10 protein-coding genes are annotated in these 13,528 nt (G+C 58.3%); 5 read left to right on the forward strand and 5 right to left on the reverse strand.

Features of this window, described 5'->3' with window-relative positions:
* Positions 1 to 159: 159 nt before the first annotated feature.
* The 5 genes from NHH03_RS20385 to NHH03_RS20405 form a co-directional block, all read right to left on the reverse strand.
* Positions 160 to 1,332 (reverse strand): hypothetical protein, encoded by a 1,173-nt coding sequence (locus NHH03_RS20385; protein WP_253159094.1) that lies wholly within the window; start codon positions 1,330 to 1,332, stop codon positions 160 to 162.
* Positions 1,333 to 1,346: 14 nt separating this feature from the next.
* Positions 1,347 to 3,044: a serine/threonine-protein kinase gene (locus NHH03_RS20390; protein WP_253159096.1), complete on the reverse strand. Its 1,698-nt coding sequence runs from the start codon at positions 3,042 to 3,044 to the stop codon at positions 1,347 to 1,349.
* Between the two features lies 1 nt (position 3,045).
* Entirely contained in the window at positions 3,046 to 3,636 is a 591-nt protein-coding gene (locus tag NHH03_RS20395) for an RNA polymerase sigma factor (RefSeq protein WP_253159098.1), read from the reverse strand.
* A 109-nt stretch (positions 3,637 to 3,745) separates the two neighbouring features.
* A complete protein-coding gene (locus NHH03_RS20400; RefSeq protein ID WP_253159100.1) occupies positions 3,746 to 5,485 on the reverse strand; it encodes a hypothetical protein in 1,740 nt (579 codons plus the stop codon).
* A gap of 194 nt (positions 5,486 to 5,679) precedes the next feature.
* Positions 5,680 to 6,453, reverse strand: a complete 774-nt coding sequence (locus NHH03_RS20405) for a gamma-glutamyl-gamma-aminobutyrate hydrolase family protein (RefSeq protein WP_253159102.1) — start codon at positions 6,451 to 6,453, stop codon at positions 5,680 to 5,682.
* Between the two features lie 730 nt (positions 6,454 to 7,183).
* On the opposite strand from NHH03_RS20405, the gene NHH03_RS20410 reads away from it, so the two are divergent.
* From NHH03_RS20410 to NHH03_RS20430, 5 genes are all read left to right on the forward strand, one after another.
* On the forward strand, positions 7,184 to 8,296 hold the full coding sequence (locus tag NHH03_RS20410; protein ID WP_253159104.1) for a 3-oxoacyl-ACP synthase III: 1,113 nt from the start codon (positions 7,184 to 7,186) through the stop codon (positions 8,294 to 8,296).
* 199 nt (positions 8,297 to 8,495) lie between these two features.
* Positions 8,496 to 9,104, forward strand: coding sequence for a 30S ribosomal protein S4 (gene rpsD, locus NHH03_RS20415; protein ID WP_253159106.1), 609 nt, complete (start codon positions 8,496 to 8,498; stop codon positions 9,102 to 9,104).
* Positions 9,105 to 9,267: 163 nt separating this feature from the next.
* Positions 9,268 to 10,710, forward strand: coding sequence for a dihydrolipoyl dehydrogenase (gene lpdA, locus NHH03_RS20420; protein WP_253159108.1), 1,443 nt, complete (start codon positions 9,268 to 9,270; stop codon positions 10,708 to 10,710).
* A gap of 89 nt (positions 10,711 to 10,799) precedes the next feature.
* Entirely contained in the window at positions 10,800 to 12,209 is a 1,410-nt protein-coding gene (gene miaB / locus NHH03_RS20425; protein ID WP_253159110.1) for a tRNA (N6-isopentenyl adenosine(37)-C2)-methylthiotransferase MiaB, read from the forward strand.
* A 52-nt stretch (positions 12,210 to 12,261) separates the two neighbouring features.
* Positions 12,262 to 13,512, forward strand: coding sequence for a M16 family metallopeptidase (locus tag NHH03_RS20430; protein ID WP_253159112.1), 1,251 nt, complete (start codon positions 12,262 to 12,264; stop codon positions 13,510 to 13,512).
* Positions 13,513 to 13,528: the final 16 nt, after the last annotated feature.

The raw sequence follows: 13,528 nt of genomic DNA on the forward strand, positions 1-13,528 counted from the left end.
AAACTGACGCGTCGGGTTACCCTATAGAAGCGCAGCTTGAATACCAGCGCGACAGTGCGTGGGGCTTCTTCATCCGACTGGGCTCAGTGAGCCCGTTCGGAAACGATGAATCCGGCCTGCCCGATGCCGGTGACCGGGATGGAAGGCCGAGTCGACGGTTCATTCATCCAGTGAAAAAGTTGGCGTCTCACGATTCGTTGGCAAGGCAGGTGCTGAGATCGCTGGCGTGGGCAGTTGATTGAGTTTATCGTCGGCGACCTTGAGTGTTCGCTCGGTTTTTTCGATCAACGACTGCAATGCCTCTGCCCCCGGTTGGCCCGATTTCTCACGCCTTTCTTTCAATTGGGCTTCGGCGCGTTTTAACAGTGATTTTGTTTGCCTGACCGAATCATTCAATCGCTCACGCGTCGATTTCCCTGCGATGACCGAGTACTCTCCCAAAGCTTGGATCAGGGTGTCGTAATTCCGAGTCAATGCCCCATCGATAGGAAGTGCAGAAGAGGGATCAAAACGGTTGGCAAATGGCCGGCCTGAAGAACCATTTGACGATGAGGTTTGTGGTTGAGCACTGAAGGAAAGCGATGGTTGTTGCGGCAGTTCTCGAGGGGCCGTGGATATCTGCGGGCGGGACTGTATGTTTGCGGGTGCACCGAAGGTCACTGGGGCGGTTGGGTAACCGCCGGTGCGGGCGGGATAGTTGATGCGCGCGGACGGATTGGGATCCCATGCCAGCGGATCGGGGCGCCCGAGAAGTTCATTCGTGCGACGTGTGATGATCTCCTCGCGAGCCTCTGCGCGGGCTTGGTGTTGGGACTTCAGTTTTTCCAGTCGGGCCTCCAAGCCGTCAATCTGAGCTTGTTGCTGATCGTGCATGAAATCAAATTGGTCGCCCAACATCTCGATCAATCTGGTTTTCGGACTGTTGGGGTTGTCATCGCCGGGCAACGGTTGGCCGACCGGGGCATCTGTGGACACGTCCGCCGCGAAAGCTGACACGATTTGCTTCGCCAACTCGGCCACTTCGCGAGCGTGCGGCAGCGTCGGTGCGTTGGTGGGAAATTGTTCAAAGGTCGACAATCTGTTCAAAGAACTTACGCCGGCAGAAGTGATGGTCTTTGTTCTTGGTACCAAGCGGGTCGTTTCGCCATCTTGTTGCGGTTCCCAGTAGGTTTCAAATCGGGTGACCGTTGGCTCGTCGTCTTGTGCGACCGCCCGAGTTGCCGACCAGCCAAACCAAGTGCCGGAGCAACTTACGGCAACCGCAGTGATCAGCAATGCAATTTTGCCATTGCCGATCCGCATCGGTTTCCAAGATCGATGTTTGAGAGTCATGTTTGCATCCTTGGTCAGAACGAGGGGGAGAAGTGGTCAGCGGATGAAGCGACCGGTGCTGGTCGGCCACCGGCAGTCTGGTTTTCGATCTGCAGCAATTCATTGTGAATCCGCTGCACGTCAGATGGGAATGTCGGCCACAGCCACAACATTTCCGGTGGCAGATTGGGTTCGGGTGTTGGGGGCGTTGCAGCGATCGTCACCGGATTGCGAGTGGGGCGGATCGATTCCCAGATCGGTTCACGATCATTGTCCGCCGGTGGCGGCGCGTCGGTTGGCTGTTTGCGTGTTGACTGTTTGGCGGCCGGCGTGGATGGCACTGTCGCCAGTTGAGTTGCCATCGGTTCGTCATTCGACGGGCTTTGCGTCAGAGCGGATGTGACGAGCACTGTGGCCAGAGTTGTTCCGGCCAGAGTCGCTACGGCCAGTGCTATTGCGGTCAGGGTAGCTGTGGTTGTCGCCACCAGGCCGCGGCGACTGGTGGGCGGCTGCAACTCGCTGGGCAGTTCGTTGGCAGACGGTTGACGCAGATGCAGTTCCACTTTGCGCAGCAATCTCGCCGCATCATCCGCCGTGGCGATCCGCTCGGTGATGTTTTTGGCCAGGAACCGTTCCAACAAGCGGTCGACCCATGCCGGCAGCGACTCGATGCGAACCGTGGCCGGTCGTGGTTGAGTGTCGATGACTTTGCGCAGCACCGCGATCGGCGAATCGGCGGTGAATGGAGGGCGGCCGGTTATCATCGCGTACAGCACGCTGCCCAACGAGAACAGATCGCTTTGCCGGCTGATGTCGTCGCCGGCCGCCTGTTCAGGGCTCATGTACTGGGGCGTGCCGGTGACCATGCCGCTGACGGTCACCGTTGCATCATCGATGGCTCGCGCCAAACCAAAGTCACCGATCAGGATTCGGGGACTGTTTTCTTCCAGCAGGACGTTGCCGGGTTTGATGTCGCGGTGGATGACACCGCGTTCGTGCGCGGCAGCCAACCCTTCGGCGATCTGGGCTGCGATGTCGATCGCTGTCTCCAGCGGCAACGGGCCTTCGTCGTTGATCCGGTCTTGCAAACTGCGACCCGCGGAGTCGGATCCGATCAGCGGCATGACTAAATACGGCGGGTGAGAATTCTCATTGACTCCATAGATCGGCATGATCGCTGGATGCGTGATCGCTGCGGCCGCGCGTGCTTCGCGGGCGAAGCGTCGCCGTGCCGGTGCCAATCCGGCCAGGTGTGGCGCAAGGAATTTAATTGCGACCGGACGAGCCAGCTGTTGGTCATAGCCGGCAACAACAACACCCATGCCGCCGCTGCCGACAATGGAGTCGATTCGATAGCGATCAAGGGTCCCCAGTGAAGTCGCATGCTGCACCGATGCCTGGCCGTGCTGATCGGGACGCAAAATCGATCGCAGCCAAACCAGCATGGCGTCCGAGCCCGCGACCAATGCGGCGGAGGGACGTCCCAGACTCCAGCCATCGTTGACGGCTGCCTGTTGATGGGACGTGTAAACACTTCTTGTTTCCTGCCACCAGGATGGATCAGCGACCAGCGTTTCCAATCGTTGGCGGCAGATGACACAGGACGACAGGTGGCTCTCGGCGACGCGCAGCGGATCGCCCTGCAACGTTTCGTCCAACAGTTGCAGCAGCGTGGCTTGATTGCAATGTTGGTCCGGCTGTTCGGTCGGGCTGGGGAAGTTGGCAGCAACCATCTCAATCCGCCTCCCGTTGCTCGATGAATTCTCGGATACGTTTCAGCACCCTGCAGCGAGCGACATAGATCGCGCCGGGGCTGGTCCCCAATCGCGCGGCGACTTCGTCGGCCGTCCGGTTTTCGACCGCGGTTTGCCAAAACGATTGCCAGGCGGTGTCGGAGACCATGGATTGAACGTGCTGGGCCGCACAATGAAACAGTTGGCGTCGCTGCTGGCAATCGAACTCCGACTGCAACTGGTCAACGACCGGGTCACGCTGGATGCTCAAGAGATCGGTTGGACCGCCGATCGCTGATTCACGATTGGCCATGCGGCGAAATCGGTCGACGGTGACGCGGCGTGTGGTCTGTGACAGCCAACCACGGAACGAACCGGCGGTGTCCGGATCGAATCGATCAATCGCTCGTGCCACCCGCAGCAGCACCTCTTGCACAATTTCTCGGGCGTCGGCGTCCTGCATTTGCCGGCGTTTGGCGATCCGATAGATCACCGGTTCGTACAGCTCCAGAAACTCGCTCCACGCTTCGTGGTTACCGCGATCACGCAGCCGCAGCAGCAAACTCGGTCGTGTCAGCGGTGCAACGGACAAGGGGTGACTCGTAAAGACATGGAAATCGCCAAACAATCAGGACCTCGTTGTTCTACACGTCTGCAGTCACACCGTCTTACAACAGAAACGAAAAAAACATCGATTTGCGTTACTCTTCCACTTGGCCGATCATCAGATTGCCAAACAGTGCGGCGTCGTCATCGCTCAACTGCTGCGAGGCACTACAAATGGCCACCATTTGATGCGGCGTCGGTGGGGACAGAACGACCGCCGTGATGGTACGCGGCTGTGTCGGATCACCATCGGGCGGATACGCAACGACGTCATAATGCTTGGTCGACGCCCACTTGCCGTCGGAGGTTCTCCAACGCAGCGACAGACAGGTCAATCCGCGGCCTTGTTGCACCACCTGGACTTGGATCATATAGCGCGTGTTGGGTTCGACGGGCAGCATCGCCAGTCCGGCGCCGTCGAGTGAACCGGTGATCGTGACTTGGCCGTCTTGCAACACGACCGCGCCGGAATCGTTGTCCCGCCAGCTTTCCCACACCGGTTGAACGTCCAATTCGGTTGCGTGCAGTTGATCGTCCTCGGCGGACACCGACGCTGGCGTGGGGTCCGCTGCCGAGGGCTTCAGTGAAGTTGGCTTTGGCGATGCTGAATTGTCCGTTGTCGTGACAGCATCGGGTTGCGGCGATCGAGTCGCTGCGACCACGTCACGGATCACTTGCGAGATCCCGGGCAATTGTTCTTCCCAATGCGGGAACGTGTCTTTGCCATGCCACAACGCTTGGTCCGTCGCCGGCGGCCACCAACGGCCGTGTTCACCATACAGCCAGACCAGAGAGTCGCTGTGTTGCAGTGCGGCGGACAAATTGCGACGCAGCAATTCCAGTCGATCCCTGCGATCGGGCTGCAGCGTGTAGGTCCCGGCCAGCGTCGGATGAATCGCGTCCAGGTAGATTGGAAAGGCGACACGGATTTGCCGGTCGTATTTGGGTTGATTCTCGGTGGCGATCAATTGTCGCCCGCGACTGCGGACGCCCTCGGCACAGTCGGCGAACTGCGATTCCGTTTCAAACCAGTAAGCGTTCTCGCAGCCATCGATGATCGTCATCGTCCGCGGGATCACATCCAACCAGCCATCCACAAACGCCGGCAACAATCCATACGAATGCGCGGCCAAGCACCAGTTCGCATCCGATCGGCCGACCGGTGAGGGTCCGCGATGGGGGTGATCATCGATCAGATAGCTGAGCAGGAAATAGCTGTAGAGTTCGGCATCGGGAAATTCATCAGCGATCGCCTGCATGACTTGGCGACCGCGTCGACGCGCCGCCGACTGGTATTCGTCAAAGCCATGTTTGCGGGCGCCGGGTTGCCGCGTGTAATGAAATTGCCGAAACGGTTTCGTGTAAGGTTCGGCATCAAACAGCAACCCCTTCAATCCTGCCTGGCGTGCAAGCCGAGCAGCGATGCGATAGTGTTCGCTGATGATTTGCCAACCGTCGTCATCTAGCCAATCAATGTCGCCCGGGTTGGCTTTTAGCAACAGGTAGTTGTCAGCCATCTGCTGCTTGGTTGCCGCGGTGACCGCATCGATCGACCGTTGCACGTTCAACCGACTCCAATCGTCGCGACTGTGTGCGGTGGCCAGCGGGTTGGGGTTGCCCGAATCGGCGTGCAGAGTCATCACGCAACCGGTCAGCGGCAGATCGCCAGGCATCTGGTCGATGTCACGTGCAAACTGCGAAGCCGTTGGCGCGTTCCAGCCACAGGTGATGATCCGCGGTGCAGGCAGCTGGGTGGGATCCTGTGCAAGATCCTGGGAAGCGGCAAACAGCACCCACAGCGAGCTGAAAACGAATGGCAAGAATTGGCGTGTCATCACCACAAGATAGCCGATTATCAGCCGTTGAGGGCTAACTCACGGTTCCTTGCTACCAGCTTTGCACGGTCCAAGGAACCGGCGCTAGTGCGTGCCGGCTGATTGGCGAAAAATGTTTTCTGACAGGCTCTCGTAGCGCTTTGACCAACGATGAATTTGTGTCGATCAATGCCAATGCCATGAATCATCCGCGCCTAGGCGACTAGGCGTAGCTTGTCGGCTTCTTGGGCCTTGGCTTCGCAGATGCCTTCGATGAATTCTTCAAAGATCCTGACGTCCAGCGCCGAGGCGGCGCTGCATTCGGGGTGGAACTGGGTGCCGACTGCGAACCAGTCCATCATTTCACTTTCGATGGCTTCGACGACGCCATCGGGGCAGCGTGCGGTGACCCGGAAACCGGGAGCGACTTCATCGATTGCCATGTGGTGGCGGCTGCTAACTCGGATTTCGCCGTCGCCAAAGACACGTCCGACCAGCGAGTCGCTTTCGACTTCCAACGTGTGGCGATGGTTGGGGTCATGCGGGTCCAGGTGGGGCACGGCGGACGGCAAGTCTTCTTTGATATGCAGGAACAGGTTGCCGCCCTGTTGGATGTTCATCAGTTGCATGCCGGCACCGATCGCCAACAATGGAATGCGTCGTTCGGCGATTTCAGCGATCAGCAAACGGTCGCTGGTTTCGCGAACCGGATCCATCGGTCGCACGCTGGCGTGCAACATGAACCCATCGTTGCGAGGATCTAAATCGGCGCCGCCGATCATCATGAACCCGTCGACCAGCTCGAGGGCTCGGGCCACCGCTTCGGGATCATCCGTGGGTGGAATCACAACTGGGATTCCGCCGGCCGACTGGATCGACTGGAAATAACCGGCAGCCAGATAGGCAAACCCCGGCTTATTTCGATCAGCAGCTTTGAAATCGCAATTGATGCCGATCACAGGTTTGCTTTGAACAGCTTGGTTAGACATCCGACGTTTCCTCATAAAAGTCGCGAAATGCATGAACGGTGGCGCAGCAGCGTGCTGTACCAATGAATGAGCAGGGAAGAGTCGAGAAACTCTGCACCGAACCGAGCAGAAATCGGCCACATCGATCGGTCGACCGGTCAAGGACCAGCGCCAATCGGAGCCGAAAACGGCGGCGAATAAGACTGAAAAGATGAATAGGGATTGAGCGTTTTACATCCATCATGGAGTCACTCTTATCCGTCCTTGGTATCAGGACCGCCCAGCGGTTCGGTGGCAGTCGGAAACGCGTGACATCCACGTGTCTCCCGTGCGGCGAGGAAAATAGCCGTGTCTTTCACCAGAACCAAACATTCTCTACATCTTGTGAAAACTGCCTCGTGCTAGCACGACAGGCAGTGCTAGCAACCCTTTCTTTTGCTAGCTAACACGCCCATGAGGAAGCCCGGGGCGTTTGATGTGAGGTGAGAGAAGGCTTTCCGATCGACTAGCGGCGCGGCGTGAGGGATTGGTTTTTGGTAGCCCGACGCGTCGGGTTACCATCAAATCACAACTTCAAAACTGACGTGTCGGCTGGTGGGGGGGCTGTTTGCTAGGTGCCACTGCGATCGTGATATCCCTGCAATTGACCGCACCAAGGCTGTTGAAACATTTCACAGCGGTTTATAAATCCAGAACCTGGCAACACCGGGTAGATACCCAACTGAATCAGCGACAGACGGAGAAACCACGCGTGAAGTTTGAGAACGTTCGATTGGCGTCCATCGGCGCGTTGGTCCCTGAGGAAGTCTGGTCGAGCGACGACATCGAACGCCGGCTGCAACCGCTGTACGAACGACTGAAACTTCCCGAGGGCCGTCTGGAGATGATGTCGGGAATTGCCCAGCGACGCGTTTGGCCGACGGGCACGATGCCCAGCGGACCCAGCATTCGCTCGGCCAAACTGGCGATCGAGGCGGCGGGGATCGATCCCGGACGAGTCGGCTGTCTGATACATGCCAGCGTTTGTCGGGATTTTCTGGAACCCGCCACCGCGTCACGAGTCCACCACGGCGTGGGGCTGTCGTCGGATTGTTGGGTGTACGACGTCTCCAATGCCTGTTTGGGAGTGATCAACGGAGCGGTTCAGATCGCCATGATGATCGAATCCGGTGCGATCGAAGCGGGGATCGTGGTGGGGACCGAGAACAGCCGGATGTTGTTGGAATCGACAATGAACGCGTTGATTGCGGACTCGACCCTTAAACGCAAGGACATCAAGGGAGCATTTGCATCGTTGACGATCGGGTCGGGCAGCTGTGCTTGGTTGCTGTCCCATGCGAGATTGGCTGCCGATGCCTCCAGCGTCGATGTTGGGATCGCCGAGGCGCGGACCCGGTTTCACGATTTGTGCGTCAGTGCCAGCGATTCCGCCGGTGCGAACATGAATCCGCTGATGGAGACGGATTCGGAGCAGTTGATGGCCGAGGGGATTGCCGCGGGGGTTGCCGGGTTTGCGAAATTATTGTCCGAAAGCGGGTGGAGTCGCGATTCGATTGATCGCTCGATTTGCCACCAAGTAGGGGGGCGCCATCGAGCTGCGATGTTGGAATCGATGGAATTGCCGTTGGATCGAGACAGCATCACATTTCCCTGGCTGGGCAACACCGGTTCGGTGGCGTTGCCCCTGACGGTGGCTGCTGCGGCGGCGCGGGGCGAGCTGAGCGGGGGGGATCGGGTGGCGATGTTGGGTATCGGGTCGGGAATCAACAGTGTGATGCTGGCATCCCGCTGGGGACAGACCCCGGTGGCCGGCAATGTTTCGGTGCTCGAAAATGGGGCGTTGCCCTTGAAAAATCCCGGTTGAGCAGCGACACTCTGCGGCTTCCGAAAATCCGATGCGTGACCGCCACAGGGAATTGTTGCCCTGTGCAGCTGCGGATCACGCCGGCGGCGATTCTGTCGCGGACCCGAATTGGGCCTCGCGATTCGCAGCCCCCCTTTACCCATGATTGCCGCATCCGGTCTGAACCGACGCGGTCGTCGACGCAGGAGAACTACGTTTCATGGCACGTTACACTGGCCCCAAAGCACGCGTAAACCGTCGTCTTGGCACCCTGATTTACGAAACAGCCGGCGCGGTCCGGGCGCTTGATCGCCGCAACACTCCGCCCGGGATGCACGTCCGCGGTCGTCGTCCGAGTAACTACGGGGCGGCATTGCAGGAAAAGCAAAAGATCAAACATTATTATGGGTTGGGCGAGCGTCAGCTGCGTCGCTACTTTGAAGCCGTCGGCCGTAAATCGGGTAACACCGGTGAATTGTTGTTGCTGATGTGCGAGCGTCGTTTGGACAACATCGTTCGTCGTGTCGGATTCACCAAGACTCGTCCCCAAGCGCGTCAGGGCATCGCCCACGGCCATTTTCTGGTCAACGGTGCCAAGGTCGATAAACCCAGCTACATCGTGCGTCCGGGTGACATCATCGAAGTCCGCGGCCGCGAGAATCTGAAGAACGTTTACCGTGGCGTGATCGCCAATGCGACTCCCGACGCGTTGGATTGGGTTTCTTTCGACAGCGAAAATCTGAAAGCGACCATGTTGGGTCTGCCCGGAACCAGCGACATCAGCCTGCCGGTCGACGCCAACGCCGTCGTCGAATTTTTGTCGCGTTAACGCGAACCTGCACGATGCATTCGGCTACGCTCCGCTATGGGCGTGGCCGATTTGCTAATACAATCGGACTATCCGCCGCGGACGCTTCGGCGTCCGTTGTTTTTTGGGGGCGGATCGAAACGTCAACGAGCTTTCCATCCACGCGAATCGAAGATAGAAATCCATGCATTGTCCCATTGTTGTCTTGGGCGGTGGGCCCGGTGGTTACGCAGCCGCTTTCTTAGCCGCCGACGAAGGGCTGGACGTTACGATCATCGAAGCCGAACCGCGTCTGGGTGGGACGTGCTTGTTGCGCGGTTGCATCCCCAGCAAAGCTTTGTTGCACGTTGCCAAGGTCATCCATGAAGTCGACGACCTGAAGAACAAATGGGGAGTCGAGTATCCCGGTCCGCCGACGATCGATATCGACAAAGTTCGCGCGCAGAAGGACCAAGTGATTTCGAACCTGACCGGCGGTCTGGGGAACTTGGCCAAACGTCGCAAAGTGACCGTGATCCAAGCCCGTGGCTCGTTTATCGATTCCACCACGCTGCAGCTCGAAGGCGATCACGAGTCGATTCCTGTCGGCAACCAAATCACATTCGACCACTGCATCTTGGCCACTGGCAGCGTTCCCGCGATGCCGCCGGCTTTTAATATCGGCAGCGACCGTGTGATGGACAGCACCGGGGCGCTGGCATTGAAAGACATCCCGGAAACCATGTTGGTCGTCGGTGGCGGTTACATCGGTTTGGAAATGGGCAGCGTCTATGCCCAATTGGGTTCCAAGGTCACGGTGGTCGAGCTAGCCGAAGGCCTGTTGCCCGGTGCCGACCGCGACTTGGTCAAACCGCTCGCCAAACGAATCGACAAACTGTGCGAAGGCCGCGTGCTGATCAACACCAAAGTCGGTTCGATGACCGAGGTCGGTGACAAGATCGAAGTCACGTTTGAGGGTCCGAGTCATTTCGGGCACGAACAATTCGATCGCGTTTTGGTCAGCATCGGTCGGCGGCCGGTCACCCGCGGGCTGGGACTGGAAAATACCTCTGTCGTCGTCAACGCCCGGGGATTTGTCGAATGTGATTCCCAACAACGCACCGCCGATCCCCACATCATGGCGATCGGTGACGTTGCCGGTGATCCGATGTTGGCGCACAAAGCGACCCACGAAGGCCGCGTTGCTGCCGAAGTCTTGGCGGGCAAGGCATCCAGTTTCGACAAGAAAGCGATCCCGGCGGTTGTCTTCACAGACCCCGAAATCGCCTGGGCCGGCCTGACCGAAACCGAAGCCAAGCGCGATGGCATTCAAGTCGAAGTCGAAGTCTATCCCTGGGCGGCCAGCGGGCGGGCACAGGCACTGGGCATCACCGATGGATTGACCAAGTGGCTGATCGATCCTGAAACTCATCGCGTGGTCGGCTGTGGAATCGTCGGTTCGGGCGCCGGCGAATTGATCGCCGAAGCCGTGTTGGCGATCGAGATGGGATGTGAAATACATGACATCACCGAAAGCGTTCACGCGCACCCGACGCTCAGCGAAACGTTGATGAACGCCGGCGAGGTCCACTTTGGCACCGCCACTGAAATTTACAAACCCAAGCGAAAGCCGGCGCCGACGACTTAGTTCCTGTCTATTTGCCCGCTGTCCACTGCGTTCAGCGGGTCACCGTAGACCACTCGCCGGCGACGCCCGTTCAAACGAAGCCCACTGTTATGACACACCGCGTCTACATCCATACCGTCGGCTGCCAGATGAATGTCTTGGACAGCGAGATGGTCATCGCTGACCTGAAACGTCACGGCTACACCGTCGTCGACACACCGCAGGAAGCCGATTGCGTGCTGTACAACACCTGCAGCGTGCGCGAGCATGCCGAGGAAAAAATCTATAGCGCGCTGGGCAAGATCCGCGAGTCCAAGAAAGCCAATCCGGACAAACTGATCGGTGTGATGGGCTGCATGGCTCAGAAAGACCAGGAGATCATTTTCAAGCGTGCGCCGTACGTGGACATGGTGGTCGGTCCCGGCCAACTGCACGCGATCCCTGAACTGTTGACCAAAATTCGTGATGGCGAAGGACGTCAGATGGCGGTGTCGTTGGGCCGCAAAGACGACAAGCAAGCCGTCGTCGCACGCAGTCACGAAACATTCGACCCGCTGCGTGACCCGAGCATGCGGCCGACACCGTTCCAGGCCTACCTGCGAATCCAAATCGGCTGTGACAAATTCTGTACGTATTGCGTGGTGCCCAACACCCGCGGTCCCGAGCAAGGACGTGTGCCACAGCAGATCGTGTCCGAAGCCCGTCTGTTGGCCGAGCAGGGCTGTCGTGAGATCACACTGCTTGGACAAACGGTCAACAGTTACAAGTACAACGCCGACGGCGAAACGACTGACATGACGTCGCTGTTGGAAATGTTACACGAGGTCGACGGGATCGAGCGGATCAAGTTCGTCACGAACTATCCCAAAGACATGACTGAGCGGTTGTTGATCGCCGTCCGTGATCTGCCCAAGGTGTCACCGTATCTGCATGTGCCCGCCCAAAGCGGTAGCGATGTGGTGTTGAAACGAATGAAACGCGGTTACACGATCGCCGAATACATGGAAATGTTCGAGCGGATCGAACACATTTTGCCCGACGCCGCGGTCAGCAGCGATTTCATCGTCGGATTTTGTGGTGAAACCGAAGAAGACTTTCAGCAGTCGATCGATTTGATCGAACGCTGTCGTTTCAAAAATAGCTTTATCTTCCAATACAGTGTCCGCCCTGGGACCAAGGCATCCGAGCGTTTGCAAGACGATGTGCCGCGAGAGGTCAAAGCCGATCGCAACCATCGCTTGCTAGACGTCCAGAATCGCATCGCCAAAGAAGAGAACGCCAAACTGGTTGGGCAAGACGTTCAGGTGTTGGTTGAGGGCCCCAGCAAGAAAGCCGATCAAAGCGATCCGGACGCAATGGTTCTGCAAATGACCGGCCGGACGCATTGTGACCGGATCGTTGTGTTTGACGGCAATCGTCGCCAAGCGGGCCAAATGCTGGACGTTCATGTCGACGACGTCAGCAGCCACACCCTGATCGGCCGCGTCAAAACCGTCGATGTGGTTTCAATTGGGCTCTAGCGAGCGAAGTTTCTGTCGACTCGCGCCCCATCTCCCTTTAACGAATTCCTACATGCCTATCCCTGCAACTTCTGTCGCGGGCGACATCACCACCCACACCATGTCCAATGGCATGACTGTGTTGGTCCAGCCGATGCCCTGGCTGCGGACCGCCGCATTCACCCTGTCGTTACGAGGCGGGATCGAATATGAATCCAGCCCTGCGGCGGGATTGGCATCGATGGTTTGCGAGATGGTGCAGCGCGGTGCCGGCCACTACAGCAGTCGCGATTTAGTCGCCGTGCAAGATAACTTGGGCATGGATCGAAACAGTGGCGTTTCGACCGCCACGGTCTCGTTCGGATCGGCCATGCCGACCGAATCCTTCAGTGAGGCGCTGAAGCTGTATAGCGACATCGTCCGCCGACCGCACCTGCCGGCCGACCAGTTCGATGACGCGCGGATGATGATGATCCAAGAACTGCGTGCGATCGAGGATGAACCGACCCAGCGGGTGATGCGACGTGTCCGTGAATTGCAGTATGGGTCGCGTTTGGGACGCGGCAATCAGGGCACCTGCGAATCGCTGTCGGCACTGACCAGCCAAGACGTCCAAGATTTTTATCAAGCCAATTACCATGCCGGCGGATCGATTTTGACCGTCGCCGGATGCGTCGATCCAGCCGCGGTGGTGGAGCAAATCGAAGCTGTGTTTGGTGATTGGAAATCCAATCCGGTGCCCGCAGCGCCGACGCCGGACGGCCATCCGGCTTATGAACATCTGGAAGCCGACAGTAGCCAAACACACATCGCGTTTGCGTTCCCGAGCATCCAGTATGGGCATCCCGATTACTTTCGCATGCGTGCCGGTGTCGGCATCCTAAGCGATGGGATGAGCAGCCGATTGTTCGACCGCGTCCGCGAAAAACGGGGACTGTGTTACACCGTCTCGGCAAGCTGTCATTCGTTGGTCAACGCCGGTGGGATCTTTGGCTATGCCGGCACCACTCCGGCGCGAGCCCAAGAAACCTTGGACGTGACACTCGGCGAAATCAAAAACCTGCCCGTGGATTTGGAGCAGAGTGAACTGGATCGATGGAAGGTCCGCATCGAAAGCGGCTTGATCATGGAACAAGAATCCAGTGCCTCTCGCGCCAGTTCGCTGGCCAGTGATTTCCTGCAGATCGGCCGCGCTCTGACGACCGAAGAACTCAGCGAGATCATTCAGTCGTTGACGCTCGACGATGTCAAAGATTACTGGGAAACCCATCCGCCGGCGGATTATCGAATCGTGACCCTGGGACCGGAAAAATTATCGGTTTGACCAGCCGACGTTAACA

It is taken from the genome of Stieleria tagensis, from assembly GCF_024129865.1.
In the GTDB taxonomy this organism is placed as follows: domain Bacteria; phylum Planctomycetota; class Planctomycetia; order Pirellulales; family Pirellulaceae; genus Stieleria; species Stieleria tagensis.

Excerpts from the sequence above, each read along its gene's own strand:
- NHH03_RS20385 (WP_253159094.1), bottom strand. The coding sequence starts at position 1,332 with ATGACTCTCAAACATCGATCTTGGAAACCGATGCGGATCGGCAATGGC.
- NHH03_RS20390 (WP_253159096.1), bottom strand. The coding sequence starts at position 3,044 with ATGGTTGCTGCCAACTTCCCCAGCCCGACCGAACAGCCGGACCAACAT.
- NHH03_RS20400 (WP_253159100.1), bottom strand. The coding sequence starts at position 5,485 with ATGACACGCCAATTCTTGCCATTCGTTTTCAGCTCGCTGTGGGTGCTG.
- NHH03_RS20405 (WP_253159102.1), bottom strand. The coding sequence starts at position 6,453 with ATGTCTAACCAAGCTGTTCAAAGCAAACCTGTGATCGGCATCAATTGC.
- rpsD (WP_253159106.1), top strand. The coding sequence starts at position 8,496 with ATGGCACGTTACACTGGCCCCAAAGCACGCGTAAACCGTCGTCTTGGC.
- lpdA (WP_253159108.1), top strand. The coding sequence starts at position 9,268 with ATGCATTGTCCCATTGTTGTCTTGGGCGGTGGGCCCGGTGGTTACGCA.
- miaB (WP_253159110.1), top strand. The coding sequence starts at position 10,800 with ATGACACACCGCGTCTACATCCATACCGTCGGCTGCCAGATGAATGTC.
- NHH03_RS20430 (WP_253159112.1), top strand. The coding sequence starts at position 12,262 with ATGCCTATCCCTGCAACTTCTGTCGCGGGCGACATCACCACCCACACC.